This window comes from Flavobacterium psychroterrae (assembly GCF_018380615.1).
Lineage (GTDB): Bacteria > Bacteroidota > Bacteroidia > Flavobacteriales > Flavobacteriaceae > Flavobacterium > Flavobacterium psychroterrae.
The window spans coordinates 1-25,341 of sequence record NZ_JAGYVZ010000016.1; the positions used below are offsets into that span (position 1 = coordinate 1).

Here is a 25,341-nt window from a genome sequence, read left to right on the forward strand (position 1 = left end):
ATAGAAAAACAACTAATAGAATAAAATAATTTTATATTTTTAAACTACTTTTTAGACACCTTTTTGAGTTCATTTATACTGCTCACTTTTATCCAGAATTAGGTGCTCACTTTATCCAGAATATCCAGTTTTGCATAATAAATTAAAATTAAATGTGAATAATGAGATGCTTATGTGGAGTATTGCTTGTATGAAAGCTGCCTAAATATAATTTTTTTTTAAGTCTGTTTGGGTAAGTGGCAGATTTAAAGGTTTTTGTGCTGTAAATAAACTTTTTATATGATCATATATGGAAATTTCTCCATTTATTAAATCCGCTTTTCTTTAATGAGAAAAGCGCTGATAACTTGTTTATAAATGCTGCTTTTTGAATTCAATAATTTATAAACTCTCCGCTTTTTTTGAAAATTAAAAGTATTTTGAAAGGCTACTGGGTTTAATCCGGTACAGTACTACTTTTTTTTGGCGGTGTATTGAGATAGGATCTAATCATCCAGGCCATTTTTTCATGTTCGATAAGGATCTTACGGGCGAAATAGGCAGCACTTGGATTATGGTATTTATTAAAAAAAAGTCCAGCAAGACGCCTTAAATTGTCAATAATAGTTTCATGGGAGGCCAACAGGTATTTTAGCTGGTCTTTTGTATGGCCCGTATAGGGTTGTTCGAGCAAATTTGTAGTCATTAAATAATCAGAAAGCCGTGTCTGGGTCTGTGAGTCTAACACGCGAATATGTTCGGCTGTCCTTTCAATGATTTTTTCCAATTGATCTGACTGCTGTTTATAAAACTCACGCAGCTGATAAAAATTTTCTGCCTCAATATTCCAATAGTAGTTTTTATTTTTTATAAATAAAACTATCTCATCGGCAAAAAGTTTATGAAATTCTTCTAAAATCGACTTCAAATTCGGATCTGTGATTGTGGGGTTTCTTTTCATTGCTTAATTGTCCATTAGAGGTTGTAAAGTGATTTTACAGCCGGTTAAAATCTTTGGGTTAACATGCGTAAAGTCACACTTAATCGAAAATGAAGTTACAAAGTTAGTGGGTGTTGCTGTTAGGCAAATTTTCCAATAGTGTTGTCAATTTTTCCGTTGGGGTAAAAATTTGCGAAACTTATATTTTTAACCCTCGGAGCGCCCTAAATCATAATTTGAGCAAATATGGTCAAAGTGAAACCTGCAATTCTCATACTATTGCCTGATCCTTTAAAGCATCTATTATGGTTTTAAGTATTTGCTTTTCTAAAATTCATTGACAACATAAATTATTTGATATCTAGCGGCACATATGACTTAATCTCGTACGCCCTTTCGTATTCTGGCGATATATAGTCACCTTGAAATCCTTAAATTCATTTTAACTAACTGTATTTCAATTACTTGTGAGTTGGCACAACGTTTGGCTTATATAGGGCGTAGAGAAGTTGAACTATAAACACTTAATTATGGAACCCATTACAAAGAAAAACGATCCCCAAACAAACCTGATTTTTGAAAAAAGCCACAGACACCTTATGTTGGAAAATACTATCGCTGTCGAATCAGGAATATGCCTGAAAGCTTGCAGGGGGTCATTTTATACCAATTCCAGTAAACTGCTTTTTGTAACACGTGGCACTATGGTATGTAAACATGGAACCGATACCTATGAAATAGCAGAGAATCAAATGGCTTTCTTTAGAAAGGATATTTTGATTGAATACGAAATAAAGTGTCCTGATGAATCTTCCACTGAAGTATGTTATTTTTTATTTTCTCTACAGGATCAATTTGTGTTGGAATTTGTCAAATTAATTTCTTTATCAATTTTGGGAAATGACTCATATCCCCCAGTGAGTGTAAAAGCATTTGACAGCAGATTTCAAAATTACATAGATTCGCTTGATCTTTATTTTGAAGAGCCAAATAAAATGCTTGTAAAAATAAAACTATTTGAACTTCTTTTTCATATAGCCAATACAGAAAGAGAAATGCTCAGCCAGTTTTTAGAACTCAAAGCCAGTTTTGCAAATAATTTCAAATCCATCATAGAGGATAATGTTTTAAACTCAGTTTCAATTGACCAGCTTTGTGTTTTAACAGGCCGAAGCCAGTCTAGTTTCAGAAGGGATTTCCATGCAATATATAATATGCCCCCATCGCAATGGTTAAGGGAACGAAGACTTGAAAAAGCTAAAGAAATGCTCCTTGCAACCAAATTTACAGTAACGGATATCTGTTATACGCTGGGTTTTGAAAGCATAGCCCATTTTTCAAGATTGTTTAAATCCTTTTTTGGACAGGCGCCCAGTGAATTCAGGTTAAACCAAAAGCACCAGGTGGCTTAGATATGCGCAGTTGAACTTATGCAACAAAACTAAAGAAGCCAAATCATTGCTTCCCGCCTGAAAGATGCTCCTTTTTGATGCCTAATCGCTTCATCCGTGAATGCAATGTTGTTGGTGGAATACCCAGGAGCTCTGCAGCTCCTCCGAAACCTGCAATTCTTCCATTCGTATATTTTAAGATTTTCATGATATAAGCCCGTTCGTTATCGTCTATCGTTTTTATATCTAATGTATCCTCTTCTTTAAAAACGGTACTGCTGTTTTTTACAGGAAGCACAATACCCTTAAGAGTTTCCCCGGTATTTAGAAGAACGCTTCGTTCAATTAAATGTTCCAGTTCCCTAATGTTTCCCGGCCAGTTGTACTGCATCATTTCCTGCAATGCCTTGTTGCTTAAGTTGGTGATTTTTTTCCCTGTTTTTTTTGAAAATCTTTTTATAAAATGAGAAGTTAATGCTGGAATATCTTCCTTGCGATCCCTGAGGGGGGGCAGATTTATTGGAAAAATATTTAGCCTGTAGTAAAGGTCGCTTCTAAATTTACCTTCCTCCATTAATTGCTCCAGATTACGGTTTGTGGCAGCAATAATACGAACGTCGACTTTTATGGTTGTTTTTCCACCAAGACGCTCTATCTCCTTTTCTTGTAGTGCTCTTAAAAGTTTAACCTGCAGTTCAAGGGGCATCTCACCAATTTCATCCAGAAATAGAGTGCCGTTATTTGCTAATTCAAATTTTCCAATTCTCCTTTCTATGGCCCCGGTAAAGCTGCCTCTTTCATGACCAAACAATTCGCTTTCAATTAAGTTTGCAGGAAGGGCCGCGCAGTTTACTTTTACCATAAGTTTATTAAATCGCGGGGATGAATTGTGAATAGCCCTGGCAATTAATTCCTTTCCAGTCCCTGTTTCTCCAAGCAATAAAACGGTACTGTCAGATGGAGCTCCTTGTTCAACCAGGTGGAAGACCTTTTTCATTTCTCCGCTTACACTAATAATATCGCTATGCTTAAAGTTATTATTAATTTCTTCCAGCAAATAGGAATTTTCTTCTTCGAGTTGATTTTTATATTTTTTAATTTCTTTAATTTGATTTTCAATTTGTTCATTAGCATTTATATTAGCTAAAGCTACTGATAACTGAGCAGAAATTGCCTTAATGAGATTTAGTTGATTGCTATCAATATGCATTTTGACTTTTTTGGTTATTGCTAAATAACCAATTGTATTTTCACCATTTTGTAGCCTTGAAAATATCATTTGTCTCATACCAACATCATAAATCATTCTAAAATAATCAGGAACTTTGTTATTGGTTTTAATATATGCTTCCATGTCATAGACCAGCGGGTCTTCTGATGCAAGTACTTTATTTATTATTCCATCATTTACAGGATGCACCATGGATGTTATATCGCCATATTTAGGATGCTTTACGCTTGGCGAGTTCGGATCTAAAATAAAAGAACCAAATGTTTTACCATCGGGGCTAACATAACAGAAAGAAATATTATTAAATACCAGAAGTGTTTTTAGTTTTTCGTCTACAATTAGTCGCAAGTCATTTTTATTTCTAATTTTTGCTACGTTGTTGGAAAGATCCAGCAACATTGATTTTTCTTTTTCCCGAACTTCAATTTCCTGAATTGCAAAAATATTAGCTATTGCTATAGACATCTGATCAGAAATACCCTTTATAAGACTGGATTGATGGGCATCAAGTGCAATTTTTTTATCAAAGAACATCATCCAGAAACCAAATACCTTGTCTCCTATAATAAATCTGGTTGTTACAACCTGCTGGATTCCGCTTTCATAATTTATTATGCCGTAAAGCGGCAGTTCCTGTTCTTTCTCTAATTGATCAAAATCAATTATGGTGGGATCCGCAGTAATAATTGACTTATTTAATATTCCGTCCTCAATAAGGAATTTGTTTCCCTTAAGTTTGCTGTACAGGGGATGGCTTTGGCTTCTTGAATTCGGATCATACAAAAAGGGGGTAACTGAAATTCGATCATCATTAATTCTTACCAGATGGGCGTGGCTGAAATGGAGAATTTTTTTTAATTTTTCAGTTATTACAAACATTAGATCTTCATTGGTGCGAACAGCCGCAAGATCCATATTCAGCAATAACAGTGTATTTCTCTCGTACTCTCTTTTTTTAATTTCTTCTTCGGCTATGATATTGGCTACGGCGATGGACATTTGATCTGAAATGCCTTTTATCAGGCTTGACTTATGGGGATCAAGGATAATTTTCTTATCAAAGAAAAGCATCCAAAAACCAAATATACGGTCTCCGCTTGTAAATCGTGTAGTAATTACCCGCTGTATACCGCTTTCAAAATTTACCTTGGCATAAAGGGGAAGTTCCTGCTCCATTTTGAGCTGATCAAAATCAACGGCAGTGGGCTCAGGAGTTGCCATTGATTTATTAAGTATTCCATCTTCAATGGGAATTCTGCTGCCTTTTAGAGTTTCGTAAAGAGGGTGATTTTTACTTTTAGAATCCGGGTCATACAAATAAGGCGTTACAGATATTCGGTCCTCATTAATCCGTGTTAGATGGGCATGACTGAAAAGAAGTATTTCTTTTAATTTTTTTGTAATGACAATCATTAAATCTTCGTTAGTCCTAACAGCGGCCAGATCCATATTTAATTGCAGAAGCTGGTTTCTTTCCCATTCTCTTTTTTTAATTTCTTCATCCGCAATTATGTTGGAAAGTGCAACAGAAATTTGATTGGCAAGACCCTCTATCAGGCTTATCCATTTAATATTTGGCATTATATTCTTCTCAAAAAACAGTATCCAAAATCCAAAAACTTCTCCGGCACGTGAAAAACGGATTACTGCCGCCTGATTCATCCCACTTTCGAAATTCACCTTAAGGTACAATGGAAGTTCCTGAATCACCTTAAGTTCATTCATATTGAAAATGTTCGCTGCGTCCGAGACTGCCGCTTTATCGAGTATCCCGTCATTTAAAGGAAATTTCGCAGTACAGTCTTTTGAATAAATAGGATGATCTTTGGTTCTGGATTTTGGATCCAGAAGAAAGGTGCTCACAGTCTCTTTGTCATCGTTGATTAAGGCTATAACTGTATTGCTAAAACCAAGTATTTTTTTTAGACGATTGGATATGACCTGAAGAAGATCGTCGTAATTTCTGACCGCAGCAATATATAGATTTAAGGATAAAAGCAGTTCCCTTTCCTTTTCGCGTTTGATGATTTCTTCATTGACCACTATATTAGAAACTGCTGCGGAAAGCTGCGAGCATACCCCTTTGATCAGGTCGTTATTAACAGTTAATGTTTGACCGGTACCCAGATGCAGTACAAGCATTCCAATATTTTTTGGTCCTGCCTTCATCGGCAGGCACAAAACCTGTTTTCTGCCCATTTTTTTCCAAAAATGGACAAATCCCGGCATCTCTGGTATTTCCGCAATTTTATCCACATCAAATACTACAGGATCATTTTCCTGCATTACTCTGCTAAATAAAGGATCGCTGATTTCATAGGCCATTGAAGTGGCGGCTTCAAACTCAACATCAGTTGTAATGGTATCTTTCTGATCAATAATAAAGGCACGATACGTTTTTCCATTGTCATCGATTTTGGCGATGCCGAGCTCTTCTATTGAAAATATTTTTTTAATACGCCTGTTAATGATTTCATGAAGATCAGCCCTGCTTTTTAGAGCTGAGAGCTCCCCGCTTAAGGAAAGCAGTATTGATTTTTCTTCTTCTCTTCTTGCAATTTCAGAGGCATCTCTGATATTTAAAGATGCGGCAGCTATTTGGTAAGAAATATTTTTTAAAAGATGGAGCTTCTCAGAAGCGAACGCCCCTTGGATTTCAGTAAGCATTACAAAGAGACCTATAAACTCATCTTTATAGTAAAGCCTTAGATTGGCAAATTCTTTAATACCAGCCTCATGCATAAATTCAAGTCCTTTGTGGCCATTACTAAGCAGTAATTCAATATCCTGCACTTGTGGAAGATCAGTATAATTTTCAAAGCTGTAAAGCGAATGTGCTATTTTTAGCTGTTTTTTAAATGCAGCATCTTCGGATCTTTTTCCAATGTCAAAAAGCAATGTTTTGTAGCTTTTATTCTCTTTATCGTAAAGCAGAACATAGCAGTCATCAAAATTAATATGGCTTTTCAATAAGTGACAAATAACATTCAGTAACTCCACATTGCTGCGTGAATTAGAAATTTCTCTGCTAAGCTTTACCAGCATTTGGTCCTGGCTTTGATTTGAATGCATATACACGAGATTTAAAAACTGAGTAAATTATCTTGCCGGCAACTAAAGTATGGAAACGGACCTTGTTTATTACCCCTCCAATTATTATATTAATTAATCGTTAAAGTACAAATTATTTTCAATTTAAAGTAAATTTTAATGAAGTTAATGTACCTGTAAAGTTAAATTTCGTCATTAATGGAAATATTTATTTGATAATCATATAGTACCGGCACGCTTTATCAGCCTTTGTCAAAAGACAGCAAATTATGATCAATATCTTTAAAATTTCCGCTTTTTTCTTTTTTGTACAAAATAGTTTACTTTATTATTTATAACCGAGCAGTCTTGGATGAAAAAGTCAACAACAATGGAATGAAAGGTAAAATTCAAATTGATTTTAATGCGCAACTTTGAAATAGAATTTTGGCCTCTGCGCTTGGGTGCACCGACATTCTATTATTAACTTTAATTTACAAGATCATGACTTACAAAACCAACTTAAAGGAGCTTTTGACAATTGCGGAAATAAATGCTAAAAATAATTCCGCCATTTTTGATATTGATGCCTCAGAACTTGCCATGATTTGGAATAGGGGAAACAGCATGCAGATAAAGATTAATAAAGTCTGTTACGAGATTTCCAAAAACGCTGTATTTTTTTTGAATTCATTCCATCGGGTGGAAGGCGTAGAGTTAAAAGCAGCCAGATTGCTTAAATTCAGCAAGTCATTTTTATGCAGTACCGGCCAGGAGCAACCCGATGAGCTCAGAAGTTTATGCAGCTTCACCGCCGGAGAGCTGCAGCTTATAAAAATACATGAAACCCAATTGGATCATTTGGAAAGTGCATGGTCCTTTTTTTGCAATGAAATAAATTCAGAGGATGCAATGCAGAGGGATATGCTTGCACTGCTGCTGAAGAGAATTCTGCGGTTTTGCTGTAAAAGCGATAATTTTGAAAAGCAGAAAAAGTATTCATCTGATATAATCAGTGCATTTAACTTCCTGGTCGAGGATCATTTTTCAGAGCATCATGATGTGGCATTTTATGCCTCAAAACTCAATAAGACTCCCAAAACACTTTCTATTTTATTCTCCCTTGTGATGGGATGCCCGCCAAAGGATTTTATTCACGATCGTATTATGGCTGATGCCAGAAATCAGATTCAGCACACCGAAAAATCAATAAAAGAAATAGCGTACGATCTTGGTTACGAAGATATCCAGACCTTCAGCAGATTCTTCAAAAACAAGCAGGGAATATCTCCACTGCATTACCGTGAGAAAATAAAATTGCCCGCTGTTCCACTTCAGCAACAGCAGTATAGCGCATAATAATGGTCGGGGGAAAAGTACGTTCTATCGAAAAGATTGGGATTTGCTCTACATCGCAGCAAGATTGTCTTCAAAGTTTAAATATTGACGATACTGTGCTTGACTTTCAAAGACAATCAGTTAATTATTTAAGCATTTCCGCTGATGCTCCTTTTTTCCTCTTGCTCATTTAATTTTTTGGAATGTAGAAACAAATTTAAAGACGGGACTATGTACTATTCTGACTTCATTTTATTATTTATTGCAGGGCTGGCTGGCGGGGCACTTAATGCTACGATAGGCGGAGGCTGGTTTATTGTTTTTCCCAGTTTGATTTATTTGGGAAAGCAGCCTGTGAGCAGTAACGCCACCACTACAACGACGCTATTGTGTGGTCACCTGGCCAGTATGGCAAGTGAACAGAACCCGATTCCACTTGATAAAAACATAAAAAGATATTTCGGTATAATTTCCTTAGCCGGGGGAGCAGCAGGCGCTTTTTTGCTGATTATTTTTTCCCATCAGACATTTGAACTCATAGGTCCTTATCTGCTGCTATGTTCCTGGCTGATGTTTACCTTTAACAAGACTATTTTGTCCTACTTTGATTCAAAAAAATATAAAGCTTTTGAGTATTCACATCGTAAATTGATTTCACTTTTTATATTAAATGTATACGGCAGCTATTTTGGGGCGGGGGTTGGAATGATGTTTATAGCTCTGCTGCGTTACTACGGTATGAAAAATGACACACAGCTTAATGGCTTTAAAGACCTGATGGTTGCACTCAATAATGGGATTGCCGTTTTAATCTTTATTTATTCCGGGCTCATACAATGGCAATTTGCACTGGTACTGATTGCCGGTTCCCTTTTCGGGGGGTACTATGGCGTAAAAGTATCCAATAAGATCAACATGCAGGTAGTCAAAAGAGTGATGATAGTGGTGGGCGCCATTGTAACGCTATATTTTTTAAATGTACTTGACTTGGATCTGATAGTATAATAGAAAATAGTAGGCAGCGGCCATACTGTACTTCCTAATCTATAAAAGATGAAATAATATAATGAAGCCGTCTCAAAACAAATTTGAGGCGGCTTTTTTTTTGGTGTTTGTTTTTGATTTTATTGTCTCTATTTTGAGTGGATACAAAAATTTCCCTTATGCTGCAATTTTCATTCTTAAGTTGTGTCCTAAAGCCATTAATCCGAACTCTAATTCTACTTTTTGAGGCTTTTTAGAATTTAAAAATTGAAGTTTGGTTTAATTTGGAGCTATCTCCAGCTATCATTCCAATCTTTTGCTGCGAACCCCGGCACAAAAGAATTTTCCCTTCTATCTGGGCTAGGGCACTCATTTTCAAAAGAAGTTTTGATTATTTTACAGCTAATAATTTAGCTCTTCAGCAGAATAATAATAAACAATTCAGTAAGTGTCTATTCCTCTTATTTTTATTTCGTCAAGAGTTCTACTAAGGAGGCCGAATAAAAAACAGAAAAGTGGCTATTTCACTAGTAGTTCTACAGCCTCTTTATTTTCTATAATAGTGTAGAATCTTTTAAAGAAATTATTTGAGTGAGTGAAATTTTCTAAGGGATTTAATTCCATAAAATATCCTCTGCGAGAATCTAAATAAAATTCATACAAAGGATATTTTTCAATAATCAACCTCTAAATTAAAAACAATCATTTATTTTGAATTACTAACAAATACTGTAGTAACTGTTTTATTTATGAAATGCCTTTGTAGACCAGATAGGTAAACACATCGCCTTTTATTACAAAACCTCCAAATTTGGAATCGTATTCTGCTGTTGGTTTGGCAGCCACAACTTCCTCCAATGTTTTGCCCTGTTTTTTAAGGGCGGCAACCTTTTTGTGGACATTTACAAGCATATCTCTGAACTCGGTCAATTCTTTTTTATTGCCCACAGGGCCATGGCCTGGAACTATAATTGTTTTGTCAGTCACTCTAGCGACATTTTCTTTTGCCGCTTTGATCATACCTGTAATACTTCCCCCAGTATTATAATCTATAAAAGGGTAGTATCCATTCCACCATGTATCGGCCACAACAAGGACATCAGCCTTTGGAAAATAAACAGAAATATCACTGTCCGTGTGCGCTGGATCGTAATGTTTCATTTGTATTTTTTCCCCATTAAAAGTTATTGAATTGTTGTCTTTAAAAGTTTTTGAAGGCAGGGCCTCAGTTGGTGCTGCAGGAAAAGTATAATCCCAGTCATCTACCCTGGTTTCAACGGCAAGATGTTTGCGCGTATTCTCCTGTGCAATTATGGTGGCTCCTTGCTGTTTGAGCCATAAGTTTCCATCAGCATGGTCAAAATGCCAGTGTGTGTTGATAAGGAATTTTAGAGGTTTGCTGCTTATATTTTTTATTGCAGCCGAAACATTCGGTTTAGAAACTCCAATGCCGGCATCGACCATTAATAATCCATCAGAACCGCTCAGCACTGAGATGTTTCCGCCTGAACCTTCCAAAACAGTAATATTTCCCCTAAGCTTAGTTGGTATTATTTCTGCCGTGGCAGCCGCTCTCATAATGGTAAGTACAGGGCTTTCCTGATAGGCCGAAAGCAGTAAATTTTCTTTTTGTGATAATACCATCTGTGGTGCCATTACCAAGCCGACAGCCAAAATGCCTGTTGCTCCAAGAAATTTTCGACGGCTCACTGTAAAATTAGTTTCCATAATAAATTGATTTTTAGGTTATGTTATACGCGGCATATTTAATCGATAAGAGTTTGATTTTTGACAACCTTACTGATTTCTTCAACTGTAGCACTTTTTTTTACTTCAAATAAGGCTCTGCCGCTTTATGTTTATTTTTTTAAATATTCTTTTAATTGCGCGCCGCCCTGCACCGTAAGCGCGTTAACCGAAGGGAGGGTGGCCAGACCGTTCAATAGTCCAAAATCATGTATCATTCCTACATATCGTACAGTAGATACTTTGACGCCTGCTTCGCTTAATTTGCGTCCAAAAGCCTCACCCTCATCTCTTAAAATATCGTTTTCCGCGGTCTGAATCAGAGTCGGGGGCAAGCCTTTAAGCTGATCAAGGCTGGCCTGAAGCGGTGATGCATAGATAACGTTTCGTTTTGCAGGATCTGGAATATAGAAATCATACATCCATTTCATAACCGGAACAGTTAAGAATCTATCCTGGCCAAATCTCTTATAGGAATCTGTATCAAATTTAGAATCTACAATAGGCCACATCATAATTAGGCCCTTAATTTTCGGACCATTATTTTCTTTTGCTTTCAGGGCCGTTACTGCTGTCATATTACCCCCAACGCTATTGCCGACAATAGCCATGTTAGTTCCGTCAACATTGATTTCATCTCCATGCGCGGCCACCCATTTGGTAGCAGCAAATATTTCGTTAATCGCCACGGGATACTGGGCTTCTGGAGTTCTGGTATAATTCACAAATACCGCAGCAAATCCCGAGTGCACCACTAAATCTCTCACCAATCGCTCATGTGTAGGGAAATCCCCTAGTATCCATCCGCCTCCATGTATAAATATAAAGACAGGCAGTTTTTCCTTAATACCTTTAGGTCTGACAATATTCAAAGAAATGGTCAGACCGTCATTGGTAATGGTTTTTTCAGATACTTCAATTCCTGAGAGATCTACTTTAACACTAGCCTGAGCGTTGACAAGTACATCCTTAGCTTCTTTAGGTGTTAGTTTCTCTAAAGGAGTTCCTCCGCTGTTTAGTACTTTTAGAAATTTTCTCACTTCAATATCTAAATTCGGATCGGTGTTGAAATCTGCGATAGGTGTTTGGTCTGTTTTCACCGCTTCTTCCGCAGCTGCATTTTGATTTGCATTCGTATTTTTATCGTTACAGGCTCCTAATAAAAGCGCAACAGAAATTAATCCTATTGACGTAACATTCTTGATGGTTGTTGTTGCCATTGTTTAGATTTTTTATGTTTTTATTTTTCTTTTGTTGCTTATGCAATATGAATCTTTTAGGAATTAATATACTCGAGTAATATGCCTTCCAATTGTATTGAGTACAAAGTTGCAACAGATATCCCCCTTAGAGTTAGTCACTTTTTCCTTATCTATTAACTATTTTTCCCGCTATTGGTAGTTTAAAACCAGCTCTTTAAATGTTGGTTGCCAGGTTAATGCCTTGTTCGAATTGCCTTGCCTTGCTTTCATTTTAAAGCATGGTAATGCTTTTTAAGGCAGATAAGAAAGTTTTAAAGCCCGTAACAGCTGATTTCCGATTTGGAAGCGTCATTATTTCTGCTGTTGTTTACTATTGTGACTCCTGAGTGGAATGTTCCTTGTCTATGATTTCTACAAAAGGATGTAAGCGAGTTGTCATTAGGAAAAAAGGTTAATAGATAAGGAAAATTTGCTAAACCCGGGCCTGTGGTGATTTACTAGTTTTGTAAATGAATTGATAAATCTGGAGTGCTGGTAGATTATTGAACCGGATCATTATTCCAATTAAAGGGCAAAAACCTTTGGCACCTCTGCTTAAATTAACTAAAAAAAGAAATTATGGATCCTAAAATCGGTATTAAGGAAGAAAATCTTGCAGGAGTTGCACAGGCAATGTGTAAAATTCTTGCTGATGAATTTGTGCTGTACACCAAAACAAGAAAAGCGCATTGGAATGTTGAAGGCCCAAACTTTCACAGCATGCATCTTTTCTTTGAACAGCAGTATCAGGAACTTGACCAAATTGTAGACAGCGTTGCAGAACGGATACGAACCCTTGGACACTATGCACCGGGGTCATTGAAGGAATACCTTGGACTTACACAGCTCAGCGAGCAGTCAAGGGACAAAAATGACAGTTTAGGATTCATTCACGAGTTGTTAGCAGATCACCAAAGCATTCTGATTCTGCTGCGTGAAAATATAAAAAAATTTGATTCGGTCTGGAGTGATCTGGGGACCAGCGATTACATCACAGGGCTTTTGGAAGCACATGAGAAAATGGCGTGGATGCTGCGCTCGCATATTAAATAATGCATTGAAATTCATCATAAATGAGAAAAAATACAGCGTATCTGACTGTCCTGCTCTCAGCGATTGCAGGATATTGTGACACGGTAACATTTCTTGCCGCTGATAATATCTTTTCTGCTCACGTCACGGGCAACTTTATCATATTTGTTTATCAGGTCATCAATGGCAATGACATCCACTCATGGTTAAGGCTGCTGGCATTTCCTGTCTTTATACTGTCAATTATAGTGGCAGGCTGGGTGGCAAAAAAATCGGAAAACAGAAAATATGACCTGCTGTATTATCAAGGGATAATCTTAACGATGACCGGAATATCGGGTTATATTTTAAAATTGGCAGGGATGCTATCACAAGAAGTGACATTCGTTCTGTCCATGTGTTTTGTTTTTGCTCTTGGATTTCAAAATGCCTTTGGAAAAATATATCATAAAGAAACCTTTGGATCCACCACTATGATCACAGGCACTGTAAACCAACTATCACTTTCACTGGGATATGTTTTTAAACATTTCTTCAAAAAATACAAAATTGATACGAAATTTATCAAACAGCTTATTACTGTAACAGGATTTTTGGCAGGATGTTTCATTGGAGCAGTTGCGGCACATTATCTTAGTTTGGGTGCCGCTATTTTACCGGGATTAATTCTGGTGGTCTGCTATATTAATGCGTCCGAAAAAACAGAGCTGTCCAGCAGTATAACACCAAGGGGAAATTACTTGGATAAAATGAATATTAATTAACTAAATACTAATATCCATTAAGTACTGGAGAAATACCTTTTTACCAATGCCTCAGGACTTAAATAATAATCACAATTAGATTATCTTTGTGCTCTTGAACTTGAAGTATTTTCGAGTTGAAATTTTTAAAATGATTATATAATAATATGTTTGAAGTATTTGCTAAATATTTACAGAACCAGATACAGCTTAATGACCAGGAGTTAAATATGATTCAAAAGGTCTGCGTGAGCAAAAGGCTGAGGAAAAATCAGTATCTGCTGCAGGAGGGAGATGTATGGCGCTACAATGCATTTATTACAAGCGGATGCCTGCGTACCTATAGTGTAAATGACAAACTGCAGGAGCATATTCTAAATTTTGCTATTGAAAATTACTGGATCGGAGACCGTGAGAGCCTTCTTAACGGCACGCCGTCCCGCTATAACATTGACGCCATAGAAGACAGTGAAGTTCTTTTGATCAGCAAAGAGGATTTTGCAGTGCTGATGAAAAGCATTCCACAGTTTCAGGATTTGGTTAACCTGATTATTGAACGAAGTTTTGCTGCAAGCCAGGATAGAATTAACAGCAGTATTAGTTTAAACGCAGAGGAGAAATATGCAACTTTTTTAAAAAGACAGCCCAAAATTGCCAACCGGGTGCCCCAGCATATGGTGGCTTCCTATCTGGGCATAACACCCGAGACCTTAAGCCGGATCAGGAAACTGAACTTAAAAAAATAGAATTTAGTCCTTTTAAATTTTGAAGCACTTGATATATGTCAAGTGTTTTTTTATTTTATGTCAATAATAAATCCGCTGTTTGAAAGTAATTTTGCTGTAAGAAATTAATAATTTTTAAAGTAGATAAGATGATAGTAGTAACAGGAGCATCAGGATTTATTGGAAAGGGAACCATAGAGTTTCTATTAAAAAATTTGCCGGCCGATCAAATTGTTGGAATGGTACGCGATGTAAATAAAGATAAAGAATTAAATAATTTAGGAATAGAAATCAGAGAAGGTAATTATCAGGATTACCAATCGTTGCTGAAAGCTTTTAAGGGAGCTGAAAAAGTTCTTCTGGTCTCCGCACATGCTTTTACAGATCTGACAGCTCAGCATATTAATGTTATTGATGCGGCGAAGCAAGCGGGGGTGAAGCACATTGTCTTTACAAGCATTTACAGAACAGAAAGTGCCCAACACAGTATTCCCTGGGTTACCTTAAGTATGAAAATTACAGAAGATTACCTGAAAAAATCAGGAATGGCCTATACTATACTGCGCAATACCTTTTACTTTGATTATCTCCCATATTACTTTAGAGATGTACTGAAGGAAGGTAAGCTGGTTATTCCAGGCGGAGAGGGAGCGGTTGCTTTTGCTTTACGTTCCGATCTGGCTGAGGCAACAGCAAATGTTTTAGCGCAGAGCGGTCATGAGAATAAGACTTATGCCTTAATCGGAAACAGGTCATATTCTTATGGAGATATTGCAGAGATTTTATCTAAGGAGTCAGGCAAAGAAATACTTTATGCAGATACTGGCAGGGAAGATTTTATTCAAAAAATTACAGAGACCGGAGTTCCTGTCCAACAGGCTGAATTCTGGGCTGAGTGGCTTCAGGCTATGAAGATGGACGATATGCGTGGTGACGGGTCAAATTCCCTGGAGATTTTGCTTGGCAGAGCACCTGTAACCTTGGAGAGTTTCTTAAAAGAAGTCTATTTTAGTGGCAAAACGGTTCAGGAAGATTAATAACAAAAATCACAGTATGAAAACGGCAGAGCGTTTTGAAGGTAAAGTGGAAAGCCAACTCATTTTTCATGCGTGGCTTTTGCAAAATAGGAAAATTAGTGATCTGATAAACCGCCTTAGCAATGATGATCTTAGAAAGGATGTGGTTACAGGGCGTAACAGCGGTCTTTATTTATTAGGACACCTGATCGCCAGTAATGATATGTTAATGCCTCTCTTTGGTTTTGGCGGGAAAATGTATCCTGAGTATGAAAAGATATTTTTATGCACTCCGGATAAATGTTCGCAAAAATTTCCGCCCACTGACCTGGTTAGAAAGCATTGGTTTGCTTTAAATGAGGAGCTCAGGACAAGATTTGCAGCCATGGAGCAAAAAGAATGGATTTGCCACAGTGAGCAAGCAGCTGAAAGACTTAAAATCATGCTCAACGTCGTGAATCATCAATGTTATCATTTGGGACAGCTTGCCTTCCTTCTCTAAAAATTACTTAAACCGGAATCAATTTAGAAATAGCCCCGATAATTTCGGGGCTTTCTTTTATCTTACGATAATAATGAAATAGTACTAAGATCTTGAAGTTGAATTAACTTGTTGTGCAAATAAAAAATGTCCAGCCGTAAGAAAAAAAACAATACGGCTGAACAAAATCAAATTGTAAGATTTACAGAATTAACCCATATATTTTTCAAGCCATCTGGCTTTAATTTCTGCTCTTTTTTCAATAAATTCCTTATCTGTGCCTTCTGCGATCTGGTCTAATGGAAGTCTCAGCGGTCTTGTTCCATTTTCCATATTTATCAAACTTGTTATTCCATCAACGATTACCTGAGGATCCATATTATATTTCTGCATTTTGCCAAACAAACCTGATGTTATCGCATTTAGCATTTCAGAGGCAACAGGTTCATATTGGGCGCTTATATCTGATTTTTCACCGTCCATGCTTTTTTTGCTTCCGTCGGTCATTTCAGTTGGGTAGGCTCCTGGCTGAATAGATACATTTTCGATATTAAATTGTCTAAGTTCTTCCTGAATTCCCTCAGTAAGGGATTCTACACTGAATTTTGAAGCAAGATAAGGCACCATAAAAGGAAGAGTGTGTCCGCTGGCTCCCGATGTGATATTGATAATAAGTCCGTTTTTTAATCTGCGCATACTTGGCAGTACGGCCTGATAAGTTCTTATTGTGCCGTAAAAATTCACTTCAAATATTTTTTTGATCTGTTCAATATTGAATGATTCAACAAGACCATAACCAACAACCCCTGCGTTATTAACCAGTACATCGATCCTTCCATGTTTCAGTAAAACAGCTTCAAAGGCAGTTTTAACCGATAGGTCATCGGTTACATCAATATCAACAACTTCAATATTTGAAAGTTTTGAGAGTTCATCAGCAGCATTTTTGTTTCTCGTGCTGCTTTCTCTCATACCTGCAATTACAATGTTATCCTGCTTTGCCAGGTGAATTGCTGCAAGTTTTCCAAATCCCGTACTTGTGCCTGTGATAAATATTATTTTTTTCATTTTTAGTATGTATTTAAGAATACAAAGTTCGGGAGCAATGGAAATTTATTGCTTGACCTATGATAAATTATTTATTGACATATATCAATAGCAAGGGAAGCATTGAGACTGAATTAGGAAGGTCATTACATTTTGAGCCTTTGTGCAGTTAAGATCGCTTTTATTTTAAGTAATGATTTTTTTGTTTGGTATTCAGGTATTTATGTTTAAATTTAGTGTACCATATTTCCACAAATTAAACCTGCTGAACTTTAAACTCATCTGTTCGATTATTAACACTTTAATTTATAACTATGAAGGTAACTTATTATGGGCATTCCTGCTTTTCAGTGTTTGCCGGGGGGAAAAATATTCTTTTTGATCCCTTTATTACTCCAAATGATCTTGCAAAAGATATTGACGTGGATCTTATCAAGGCAGATTATATTTTTTTATCCCATGCACATTATGATCACATTTTTGACGTGGAGAGAATTGCAAAAAATACCGGGGCAAAGGTATTGGGCAATTTTGAAATCTATAACTGGCTGCTGAAAAAAGGAATTGAAAACTCCTATCCCATAAATCCTGGAGGAAAAGTGGATTTGGATTTTGGTTCTGCAAAATGCGTCACAGCCCAGCATTCAAGCAGTTTCAGTGATGGAAGTTATGGAGGCATTGCCTGCGGTTTTGTACTCACCACAGCTGATGGGAATTTCTATTACAGCGGAGACACAGCCCTAACTGTGGATATGGGCCTGATCCCGAAATTTACTCCACTTGATTTTGCCGTTTTTCCTATAGGCGACGGACTTACCATGGGAATAGAAGAAGCTGTTGAAGCCTCTAAACTTACCGGTGTCCAAAAGATCTTGGGTGTTCATTATGATACTTTCGGTTTTATTGTCATGGACCATCAAAGGGCTGATCAAAAGTTTAAAGAGGAAGGCCTGAAGCTTTATCTCCCGTCTATAGGCAGTACAATAGAGCTATAAAACGCTTGGGGAGTTCTACCAAAATTATGTATTACTAAATCAAATAAATAAAACTATAATGGTATTTCGGATACAATTTTTTTTAAATTTGACTTTAAAATTAAATATCTGCAGTTATGATTTTCAACGGCGACAGCAAAGAGTTTCTGACCCTTCAGGAATTAAATGATTTCAATAAAGATATAATCTATAAATCTGGAGATACCGATATGACCCTGCTTTGGAATAATGGGCAGGACATGAATATTATAATTGATAAGGTTGAATATAATTTAGGCAGGAATGAAGTTGTCTTCCTGACCGAATTCCATAAAGTAGACAGTTTAAATCTGGAATCAGTGCGGTTCATCAGGTGGAATCAACCTTTTTTCTGTCCGATCAATCATGATAATGAGGTGGGAAGCAAAGGATTATTGTTCTTTGGTGCCAATGGTGTCCCTATTGTAAAGATAATAGACAACGAAATTAAGTTTCTTGAAAATTATTGGGAAAACTTCTCCTATGAGATGTCCTCCAGCGACAGTCTTCAGAAGGATATGCTTCAGTCAATCCTCAAGCAGATCTTAATTTTTTGTGCACGAAGCCTAAAAAAATCGGATAATTATGCGAACCTGGAAAAAAGTCAGGTAGATATAATCAGGGAATTTAATTTTTTGGTTGAAGGGCATTTCTCTAAGCATCATGATGTTGCATTTTATGCATCCAAACTCAACAAGTCTCCTAAAACACTGTCTAATCTTTTTGCGATGGTGTCCAACCGTCCGCCCATCAGCATTATTCATGACAGGATTATGCTTCATGCCCGAAGACAGATCAATTATACGAATCTGTCAATAAAAGAAATTGCGTATGATCTTGGCTATGAAGATATTCAGACATTCAGCCGATTCTTTAAAAACAGGGAGGGAATTTCTCCAATGCAATACAGGGAAAAACTAAAACTAAATTAGAGCCCATTTGAATTAATACTACTAAGTGTCCCCATTGGACACTTTTTTTTTGGTTCATTTTAAATACTTCTCAGCCCAATTCCTAAAATGGGCATGAACTTAAATTTGCCTGATACCGATAATATACTGCATTTAGGAAAAATGGTTAACTCTTCGGGAAAATCTGACTAACAGCCATCCTTGTAAGTGTTGCACCTTTGTACTGTCGATAATGACAATCAAAAACAGATACCAATTTAAAATTTAAGATTATGGCACGATTAACAGCTTTAGACCCAGACCAAACCGATGGGAAATCAAAAGAATTATTTACTGCAATAAAAGGAAAAATGGGAATGGTTCCCAATATGATGAGAACAATGGGAAATTCACCGGCGGTACTCAATGGATATTTAGGACTTAGCACAGCTTTAAACAGCGCGAGTCTTGACCCTAAAGTGAGAGAGCTTCTTTCACTGATGGTTGCAAACGAAAATGGCTGTGATTATTGTAATTCAGCACACAGCTTTATAGGAGGGAAAATTGGTCTTGATGCAGTAGTTCTGGATCAGGCAAGATCAGGAATTTCTTCAGACGATAAAACAAATGCAGTACTGGAGTTCGCCAAAGCGGTGCTGGATACTAAAGGTAATGTTTCAGATTACGCTGTGGATAAATTTAAAGCAGCGGGATTCGGTGATACGCAGATTGCTGAAGTTATAGCCTCGGTAGCCTTAAGCATTTTTACAAATTATTTCAATAATGCCGCTAAAACGGATATTGATTTTCCAAAACTTGAACCAATTAATAAAAACTAATTCAATATATTATGAAAACAACTTATAACACCAGAAAAATTAATGGAGTAGAAATTTTCTACCGCGAAGCAGGAGATAAAAACAAACCTACTTTAGTATTACTGCACGGTTACCCAACCTCTTCTCATATGTTTAGAAATCTGATTGCAGATTTATCAGACAAATATCATTTAATTGCACCGGATTATCCAGGATATGGAAGAAGCGAGCAGCCACCAATGAAAGATTTTGATTACACTTTCGAAAACATGGCCAGCATAGTAACCACGCTTTTAAGTGAGCTTGACATACAAAAATACAGCCTTTATTTGATGGATTACGGAGCACCTATTGGTTTTAGAATAGCCAGTGCCAGTCCTGAAAAAATTGATACTTTAATCATTCAGAACGGATGCGCCTATGATGAAGGACTGGAAGCATTCTGGGATCCGATCAAAGCATACTGGAAAAATGTTAATGATAAAGAAGCAGAGGCCACGCTTAAAACTTTCCACAATCCAGACGGGTTAAAATGGCAGTATACACACAGTGTACCCGATGTAAGTGCTATTTCTCCTGACAACTGGGAAATCGATTTAAGACACCTGGAGCGTCCGGAAAATGGAGCTATTCAATTGGCAATGTTTTATGATTATCAGACCAATGTGGTATTGTATCCAAAATGGCAGCAGTATTTCAGAGACTATCAGCCTGAAACTCTAGTTGTCTATGGAAAGGATGACTATATTTTTCCAGGAGTTGGGGCAGAGGCGTTCAAAAAAGACCTTAAGAATCTTGAATTTCATTTGTTTGATACGGGGCACTTTGCTTTGGAAAGCTATGGAAAAGAAATTGGCAGCCTGATCAGTGACTTTCTTGCCAGAAAAGTAAAATAATAAATTCAAATAATAGATTCATTGTGCAATACTTACAAGGGTGTGCACAATGAATTTTATAATTAAATATCAAACAGGTAAATCAAAACTCATGGAAAAAAAATATCCGCTTCCGCCTTTTACTCTGGAGACAGCTCTGGAAAAAATACAGCTTGCTGAGGATGCTTGGAACAGTATGGACCCGGAAAGGGTTGCAAAGGGCTACACACCAGACAGCGAATGGAGAAACAGAAGTGAATTTGTCAATGGTACGCAGGAAATTATAGCGCTGCTGACCAGAAAATGGCAAAAGGAAAAAAATTATAAGTTAAAGAAAGAGTACTGGGCACATTACGAAAACAGGATAGCTGTCCGCTTTGAGTACGAATACCAGACTCTTGATGGCAGATGGTTCCGTGCTTATGGAAATGAGAATTGGGAATATGATCAAAACGGGCTTATGCAAAGAAGATTTGCAAGTATCAACGATCTTGAAATTCAAGAGAAGGACAGAAGGTTGTAAGTAAATGCAAAACAATTTCAATTTGTAAAACCTCCAATAATATCTATTATGACAGCAGCAATAATTGGGAATGGACCTCAGGATTATGAATATGTAGATTACAGCGTATTTTATCATTACGCTCTTGTCGATGGACTGCAGATCGGTTACAGGGAGGCAGGATTGTCAAATGAAAATGTATTGCTTTTAGTGCATGGATATCCTAGTTCCTCCAGAATGTACAGGATGATAATTCCCATTCTGGCCAAATATTTCAGAGTTATAGCAATCGATTTGCCTGCATTCGGATTCAGCAGTATTCCCGGTGCCGATGCGTTCGAATATACTTTTGAGAATTATTCGGAATTAGTTTCAAAATTTTTACATGAACTTGGAATCCAAAGGGCAAGCTTTTATCTTTTTGATTACGGTGCTCCAATTTTGATGCGCAACATCGTCAAAAATCCGGACATGGTGCAGATGATTGTATTTCAAAATGGTAACATCTATGCAGAAGGAGTAGGGGACAAACTCAAAGAAATAAAAAAATTGTACGACGACAATTCCAATGAGAGTGATTTGAAATTAAATAAATATTTTGAACTTGAGTATACCCGCTGGGAGTACCTAAACGGGACTAAAAATAAGGCTAAAATAATGCCTGAAACGTATTATTTGGATCAGTTTCTGCTCGAAAGACCAGGTGTAAAAGCAATTCAGATCAGCTTGAAAAGAGATTATAAAACCAATATTGAACTGTATCCGCTCTGGCAGGAAACACTTAAAAAACTGCAGGCACCAACACTTATAGTATGGGGTGAGAATGATGAGGTCTTTAAGAAAGAGGGAGCAGAGATGCTGCACAGGGACATACCTGAATCTAAATTGATTTTTTATCCTACGGGACATTTTGCCCTTGAGGAATTCGGCGCAGAAATAGCCCGCGAAATTATTGCTTTTTGGAAGCTGAATTTTAATATGTAAATTTATGGAACAGTATGCTACTGAGATTCTTTTATTTTTAGCCGCTATTGCGGGAAGTGTTCTCAATGCAGTTGCAGGAGGAGGAGGGTTTATCGCTTTTCCAAGTCTTGTCTTTGCAGGGGCAGCTCCTGTGAATGCCAATGCTATCAGTACTGTTGCCTTATGGCCCGGAAATATGGCAAGTGCCAAGGCATTTGAAAAAGATATCAAAGCATCCAGACGCAGTTTGGTTTACCTGCTTTCCATATCGGGGCTGGGCGGTTTCCTGGGCGCTATGCTTTTAATTGTGGCATCATCAAAAACCTTTGAGTTTCTTGTGCCTTACTTTCTTTTGTTTTCCTGGCTGCTGTTTTCTTTCAGTACTAAAATTCTGGAATATTTTAAGTCCAAAACACAGGCCGAAAACAGTTTTATATATGATCATAAAAAATTTACAGCCCTTCTGGCGCTGAGCATTTATGGAGGTTATTTCGGGGCAGGCATGGGAATGATGGTACTGACCGTATTTACCTTTTACGGAATGAAAAATTTAAATGAAATGAATGGGCTTAAAGTACTCATGGTTGCTGTAAACAACGGTATCGCAGCTTTTACACTTTTATTTTCAGGCTTTATAGACTGGTATTTCACTATAGTAATGATTGCAGGAGCCCTTATTGGGGGATATTACGGGGCGGCTGTGACCCGTAAAGTAAATCAGGATGTTTTAAAAAAGATAATAATCATTATAGGGGGAGTAATAACCCTGTATTTTTTTATAGCTAAATAATTAAAAATAAATAAGATGAAAAAAATTGCAATTAATGGTTTTGGCAGAATTGGGAGAGCGTCTTTAAAAGTCATATTGGAATCTCCGGATCTGGAACTGGTGGGAATTAATGATCTGATGAGTATTGAAAATGCTGTTTACCTCCTAAAATATGACAGTATCTACGGGAAATACGACAAAAAAGTAACTTTTGAAGGTGATCATATTCTAATTGACGAGCGTAAGATAAGATATACCTCTATAAAAGATCCGGCAGAACTACCATGGAAGGAGATGTGGGTGGATGTAGTTATTGAAAGCACCGGTTTTTTTACCAATAAAGCAGATGCTGAAAAACACCTTTTGGCGGGGGCTAAATTTGTTGTGATTTCAGGCCCGACTAAGGATACACCCACAATAGTACATGGGGTGAATACGGCGGAAGGTAAAGTTTCCATTTTTTCCTGCGCCAGCTGTACCACTAATAATATCAGTCCGCTAATCGAGATTTTAGGCCGCAGGATAGGAATAAAGAAAGCTATTTTAAATACGATACATGCTTACACTGCTTCTCAGACTCTGATGGATGCTCCCTCTAAAAGAGAGCCAAGAATGGGAAGAACCGCTGGTATAAATCTGGCTCCGGCAGCCACAGGAGCTGCAATTGCCACCACTAAAGCGCTGCCCGAGTATGCCGGCAAATTTGACGGTGTAGCTGTAAGGGTTCCGGTTCCTGTTGGTTCTATCTCCGACATTACTTTTGTAACTGAAAGAAATACTACAGCCCCGGAGATCAACGCCATATTATCCGAAGAAGCTTTAACAGAGCGTTATGTGAAAGTTGTAGCTGTTACCGATGAGCCACTGGTATCAACTGATATTATCAAAAGCCCCTATGCGGCGACAGTAGATTTGGAAATGACAAGAGTAGTGGATGGGGATCTGGTAAAAGTTATGGCATGGTATGATAATGAGTGGGGATTTACCAATCAGATGATCAGACAGATTCAGGAATTATAAAACAAGTATTTTAAATCCTAAAAAATAACCTGAGGGTTATTTTTTAGGATTTGATATGCCTTGCAATTTGTTTGTACTATAAAAATTCTAACAACTAAATCTTTAATTATGAACTATGCACAATTAGCTTTTACAGATGCTGTTAAGGACCTGCAGGAAAAACAGGGAAGCAGAAATGGTTATGACAGAATGGAAAAAATGTCGGTGGTTGACGGACTTACCGATAATGAAATTTATTTTATAGAGGACCGTGACAGTTTTTACATGGCAAGTTTCGGAGCGAATGAATATCCTTATATACAGCATCGCGGAGGACCAAAGGGCTTTATAAAAGTCATTGATAATAAAACCATTGGATTTGTGGATTTTGTGGGAAATAGACAATATATATCCACTGGAAATATCGCCACCAATAACAATGTAGCTATCATTATGGTTTCCTATCCGCACCGCGCCAGACTAAAACTTTATGCCAAGGCAAAGATTGTAGATCTTCAAACCGATCAAAAGTTATACGATTTGCTCAAGCCCGAAGACTATAAGTTCCGTCCCGAGAGAATGATGGTATTCGAGATTCAGGCATACGACTGGAACTGTCCCCAGCATATTACCCCGCGCTATACAACCCAGGAGATTGATGAGGCACTGATGCCCCAGAAAGAATACATCGTAAGTTTGGAGAACAAGGTAAAAATACTGGAGGAAAAACTTGGAATTAAAGAAGATTAGATATGAGTATTGATATTTTAGCATTCGGGGCACATCCCGATGATGTGGAATGTGCAGCAGCGGGAGTCATTTTAAAGACTATTAGCCGTCAGGGAAAAGTTGTTATTGCGGATTTGACCAAAGGGGAGCTCGGCAGCTTTGGCGATGAGCACACCAGAAATAAGGAGGCAGCAGAAGCCTCAAAGAAACTAGGTCTTTTTGCAAGAGAGCAGTTAAACCTGATGGACGGCAATATTGAAAATACGCATGAAAACAGGCTCAAAGTAATTGAGATTATTCGCAAATACCAGCCTAAAATAATTTTGGCCAATGCTGTTTTTGATCGTCACAGTGATCATAAAAAGGCAGCCGATCTGATCAGGGAAGCCTCATTTCTATCCGGACTCAGAAAAATAGAAACTTATCACCAGGGAAAGGCGCAGCACAAGTGGAGGTCACGGGCAGTTTATAATTATATCCAGGATTATTTTATTAAGCCGGACGTCGTTGTTGATATCAGTGATTTTTTTAATCAAAAAACAGAAGTGATCAAGGCTTATGAGACCCAGTTTTTGACAGCAGCGGATCCAAGTGCTGTGGGAATACTAAATCTGTTGAAACAGATTGAAAGCACCAATCAGATTTTTGGCCGTGCGATAGGGGTAAAGTATGCAGAAGGCTTTACTTGTGAGCGATATATCGGGACAAAAGATTTAATGGATCTTATATAGCAGAAAACGGATTTAGACAGCAAAGACGCAAAGTTATATAATTAAGAAATGCGCCCAAAGGGAAGAATTCTCTCTCTGGGCGCATTTAAATTTATTGCTGGGCAAGGTAATTGCCTCTGAAATTAAAA

23 protein-coding genes are annotated in these 25,341 nt (G+C 37.3%); 18 read left to right on the forward strand and 5 right to left on the reverse strand.

Annotated elements, in window-relative coordinates:
* Positions 1-436 precede the first annotated feature (436 nt).
* On the reverse strand, positions 437-940 hold the full coding sequence (locus KHA90_RS16385) for a Dps family protein (protein WP_213302943.1): 504 nt from the start codon (positions 938-940) through the stop codon (positions 437-439).
* 509 nt (positions 941-1,449) lie between these two features.
* Here KHA90_RS16385 and KHA90_RS16390 point away from each other — a divergent pair.
* Positions 1,450-2,331: a helix-turn-helix domain-containing protein gene (locus tag KHA90_RS16390; protein ID WP_213302946.1), complete on the forward strand. Its 882-nt coding sequence runs from the start codon at positions 1,450-1,452 to the stop codon at positions 2,329-2,331.
* Positions 2,332-2,374: 43 nt separating this feature from the next.
* Here the strand turns inward: KHA90_RS16390 and KHA90_RS16395 are convergent, their stop codons facing one another.
* Positions 2,375-6,613 carry a sigma 54-interacting transcriptional regulator gene (locus KHA90_RS16395; protein ID WP_213302960.1) on the reverse strand — a complete coding sequence of 1,413 codons (4,239 nt, stop codon included), beginning with the start codon at positions 6,611-6,613 and terminating at the stop codon, positions 2,375-2,377.
* Positions 6,614-7,075: 462 nt separating this feature from the next.
* Between KHA90_RS16395 and KHA90_RS16400 the strand changes: the two genes are divergently transcribed.
* Positions 7,076-7,930 carry a helix-turn-helix domain-containing protein gene (locus KHA90_RS16400; protein ID WP_213302963.1) on the forward strand — a complete coding sequence of 285 codons (855 nt, stop codon included), beginning with the start codon at positions 7,076-7,078 and terminating at the stop codon, positions 7,928-7,930.
* A gap of 210 nt (positions 7,931-8,140) precedes the next feature.
* Entirely contained in the window at positions 8,141-8,914 is a 774-nt protein-coding gene (locus KHA90_RS16405) for a sulfite exporter TauE/SafE family protein (RefSeq protein WP_213302966.1), read from the forward strand.
* 726 nt (positions 8,915-9,640) lie between these two features.
* On the opposite strand, the gene KHA90_RS16410 is transcribed toward KHA90_RS16405, so the two are convergent.
* Both KHA90_RS16410 and KHA90_RS16415 read right to left on the reverse strand, forming a co-directional pair.
* Complete coding sequence (locus KHA90_RS16410; RefSeq protein WP_213303343.1) at positions 9,641-10,621, reverse strand: MBL fold metallo-hydrolase; 981 nt, start codon at positions 10,619-10,621, stop codon at positions 9,641-9,643.
* A 131-nt stretch (positions 10,622-10,752) separates the two neighbouring features.
* Positions 10,753-11,859, reverse strand: a complete 1,107-nt coding sequence (locus KHA90_RS16415) for an alpha/beta hydrolase (protein WP_213302969.1) — start codon at positions 11,857-11,859, stop codon at positions 10,753-10,755.
* Between the two features lie 600 nt (positions 11,860-12,459).
* Here KHA90_RS16415 and KHA90_RS16420 point away from each other — a divergent pair.
* The 5 genes from KHA90_RS16420 to KHA90_RS16440 all read left to right on the forward strand — a co-directional run bounded on the left by KHA90_RS16420 (position 12,460) and on the right by KHA90_RS16440 (position 15,898).
* Positions 12,460-12,933: a Dps family protein gene (locus KHA90_RS16420; protein ID WP_213302972.1), complete on the forward strand. Its 474-nt coding sequence runs from the start codon at positions 12,460-12,462 to the stop codon at positions 12,931-12,933.
* A gap of 20 nt (positions 12,934-12,953) precedes the next feature.
* Positions 12,954-13,676, forward strand: coding sequence for a YoaK family protein (locus KHA90_RS16425; protein WP_213302975.1), 723 nt, complete (start codon positions 12,954-12,956; stop codon positions 13,674-13,676).
* A gap of 146 nt (positions 13,677-13,822) precedes the next feature.
* Entirely contained in the window at positions 13,823-14,401 is a 579-nt protein-coding gene (locus tag KHA90_RS16430) for a Crp/Fnr family transcriptional regulator (RefSeq protein WP_213302977.1), read from the forward strand.
* Positions 14,402-14,529: 128 nt separating this feature from the next.
* The gene (locus KHA90_RS16435) at positions 14,530-15,417 is read left to right on the forward strand and encodes an SDR family oxidoreductase (RefSeq protein WP_213302979.1); all 888 of its coding nucleotides are present in this window, start codon (positions 14,530-14,532) and stop codon (positions 15,415-15,417) included.
* A 16-nt stretch (positions 15,418-15,433) separates the two neighbouring features.
* A complete protein-coding gene (locus tag KHA90_RS16440; protein ID WP_213302982.1) occupies positions 15,434-15,898 on the forward strand; it encodes a DinB family protein in 465 nt (154 codons plus the stop codon).
* Between the two features lie 189 nt (positions 15,899-16,087).
* Here the strand turns inward: KHA90_RS16440 and KHA90_RS16445 are convergent, their stop codons facing one another.
* Positions 16,088-16,945, reverse strand: a complete 858-nt coding sequence (locus KHA90_RS16445; RefSeq protein WP_213302985.1) for an SDR family oxidoreductase — start codon at positions 16,943-16,945, stop codon at positions 16,088-16,090.
* Positions 16,946-17,238: 293 nt separating this feature from the next.
* On the opposite strand from KHA90_RS16445, the gene KHA90_RS16450 reads away from it, so the two are divergent.
* From KHA90_RS16450 to bshB1, 10 genes are all read left to right on the forward strand, one after another.
* Positions 17,239-17,919, forward strand: coding sequence for a metal-dependent hydrolase (locus KHA90_RS16450; RefSeq protein WP_213302987.1), 681 nt, complete (start codon positions 17,239-17,241; stop codon positions 17,917-17,919).
* 116 nt (positions 17,920-18,035) lie between these two features.
* On the forward strand, positions 18,036-18,869 hold the full coding sequence (locus KHA90_RS16455; RefSeq protein ID WP_213302989.1) for a helix-turn-helix domain-containing protein: 834 nt from the start codon (positions 18,036-18,038) through the stop codon (positions 18,867-18,869).
* 251 nt (positions 18,870-19,120) lie between these two features.
* Positions 19,121-19,666 carry a carboxymuconolactone decarboxylase family protein gene (locus tag KHA90_RS16460; protein WP_213302991.1) on the forward strand — a complete coding sequence of 182 codons (546 nt, stop codon included), beginning with the start codon at positions 19,121-19,123 and terminating at the stop codon, positions 19,664-19,666.
* An 11-nt stretch (positions 19,667-19,677) separates the two neighbouring features.
* Positions 19,678-20,541, forward strand: coding sequence for an alpha/beta fold hydrolase (locus KHA90_RS16465; protein WP_213302993.1), 864 nt, complete (start codon positions 19,678-19,680; stop codon positions 20,539-20,541).
* A 91-nt stretch (positions 20,542-20,632) separates the two neighbouring features.
* Positions 20,633-21,043, forward strand: coding sequence for a nuclear transport factor 2 family protein (locus KHA90_RS16470; RefSeq protein ID WP_213303346.1), 411 nt, complete (start codon positions 20,633-20,635; stop codon positions 21,041-21,043).
* A gap of 48 nt (positions 21,044-21,091) precedes the next feature.
* Positions 21,092-22,006, forward strand: a complete 915-nt coding sequence (locus KHA90_RS16475) for an alpha/beta fold hydrolase (protein WP_213302995.1) — start codon at positions 21,092-21,094, stop codon at positions 22,004-22,006.
* Positions 22,007-22,010: 4 nt separating this feature from the next.
* Positions 22,011-22,775: a sulfite exporter TauE/SafE family protein gene (locus tag KHA90_RS16480; RefSeq protein WP_213302997.1), complete on the forward strand. Its 765-nt coding sequence runs from the start codon at positions 22,011-22,013 to the stop codon at positions 22,773-22,775.
* Positions 22,776-22,790: 15 nt separating this feature from the next.
* Complete coding sequence (locus KHA90_RS16485) at positions 22,791-23,774, forward strand: type I glyceraldehyde-3-phosphate dehydrogenase (RefSeq protein WP_213303000.1); 984 nt, start codon at positions 22,791-22,793, stop codon at positions 23,772-23,774.
* 108 nt (positions 23,775-23,882) lie between these two features.
* On the forward strand, positions 23,883-24,503 hold the full coding sequence (locus KHA90_RS16490) for a pyridoxamine 5'-phosphate oxidase family protein (protein WP_213303004.1): 621 nt from the start codon (positions 23,883-23,885) through the stop codon (positions 24,501-24,503).
* 2 nt (positions 24,504-24,505) lie between these two features.
* On the forward strand, positions 24,506-25,213 hold the full coding sequence (gene bshB1 / locus KHA90_RS16495; protein ID WP_213303007.1) for a bacillithiol biosynthesis deacetylase BshB1: 708 nt from the start codon (positions 24,506-24,508) through the stop codon (positions 25,211-25,213).
* Positions 25,214-25,341 lie beyond the last annotated feature (128 nt).

Coding starts and splice junctions, on each gene's coding strand:
- KHA90_RS16405 (WP_213302966.1), top strand. CDS start 8,141: ATGTACTATTCTGACTTCATTTTATTATTTATTGCAGGGCTGGCTGGC.
- KHA90_RS16470 (WP_213303346.1), top strand. CDS start 20,633: ATGGAAAAAAAATATCCGCTTCCGCCTTTTACTCTGGAGACAGCTCTG.
- KHA90_RS16395 (WP_213302960.1), bottom strand. CDS start 6,613: ATGCATTCAAATCAAAGCCAGGACCAAATGCTGGTAAAGCTTAGCAGA.
- KHA90_RS16400 (WP_213302963.1), top strand. CDS start 7,076: ATGACTTACAAAACCAACTTAAAGGAGCTTTTGACAATTGCGGAAATA.
- KHA90_RS16415 (WP_213302969.1), bottom strand. CDS start 11,859: ATGGCAACAACAACCATCAAGAATGTTACGTCAATAGGATTAATTTCT.
- bshB1 (WP_213303007.1), top strand. CDS start 24,506: ATGAGTATTGATATTTTAGCATTCGGGGCACATCCCGATGATGTGGAA.
- KHA90_RS16430 (WP_213302977.1), top strand. CDS start 13,823: ATGTTTGAAGTATTTGCTAAATATTTACAGAACCAGATACAGCTTAAT.
- KHA90_RS16465 (WP_213302993.1), top strand. CDS start 19,678: ATGAAAACAACTTATAACACCAGAAAAATTAATGGAGTAGAAATTTTC.
- KHA90_RS16435 (WP_213302979.1), top strand. CDS start 14,530: ATGATAGTAGTAACAGGAGCATCAGGATTTATTGGAAAGGGAACCATA.
- KHA90_RS16440 (WP_213302982.1), top strand. CDS start 15,434: ATGAAAACGGCAGAGCGTTTTGAAGGTAAAGTGGAAAGCCAACTCATT.
- KHA90_RS16460 (WP_213302991.1), top strand. CDS start 19,121: ATGGCACGATTAACAGCTTTAGACCCAGACCAAACCGATGGGAAATCA.
- KHA90_RS16490 (WP_213303004.1), top strand. CDS start 23,883: ATGAACTATGCACAATTAGCTTTTACAGATGCTGTTAAGGACCTGCAG.
- KHA90_RS16410 (WP_213303343.1), bottom strand. CDS start 10,621: ATGGAAACTAATTTTACAGTGAGCCGTCGAAAATTTCTTGGAGCAACA.
- KHA90_RS16420 (WP_213302972.1), top strand. CDS start 12,460: ATGGATCCTAAAATCGGTATTAAGGAAGAAAATCTTGCAGGAGTTGCA.
- KHA90_RS16385 (WP_213302943.1), bottom strand. CDS start 940: ATGAAAAGAAACCCCACAATCACAGATCCGAATTTGAAGTCGATTTTA.
- KHA90_RS16445 (WP_213302985.1), bottom strand. CDS start 16,945: ATGAAAAAAATAATATTTATCACAGGCACAAGTACGGGATTTGGAAAA.
- KHA90_RS16485 (WP_213303000.1), top strand. CDS start 22,791: ATGAAAAAAATTGCAATTAATGGTTTTGGCAGAATTGGGAGAGCGTCT.
- KHA90_RS16475 (WP_213302995.1), top strand. CDS start 21,092: ATGACAGCAGCAATAATTGGGAATGGACCTCAGGATTATGAATATGTA.
- KHA90_RS16480 (WP_213302997.1), top strand. CDS start 22,011: ATGGAACAGTATGCTACTGAGATTCTTTTATTTTTAGCCGCTATTGCG.
- KHA90_RS16455 (WP_213302989.1), top strand. CDS start 18,036: ATGATTTTCAACGGCGACAGCAAAGAGTTTCTGACCCTTCAGGAATTA.
- KHA90_RS16450 (WP_213302987.1), top strand. CDS start 17,239: ATGAAGGTAACTTATTATGGGCATTCCTGCTTTTCAGTGTTTGCCGGG.
- KHA90_RS16390 (WP_213302946.1), top strand. CDS start 1,450: ATGGAACCCATTACAAAGAAAAACGATCCCCAAACAAACCTGATTTTT.
- KHA90_RS16425 (WP_213302975.1), top strand. CDS start 12,954: ATGAGAAAAAATACAGCGTATCTGACTGTCCTGCTCTCAGCGATTGCA.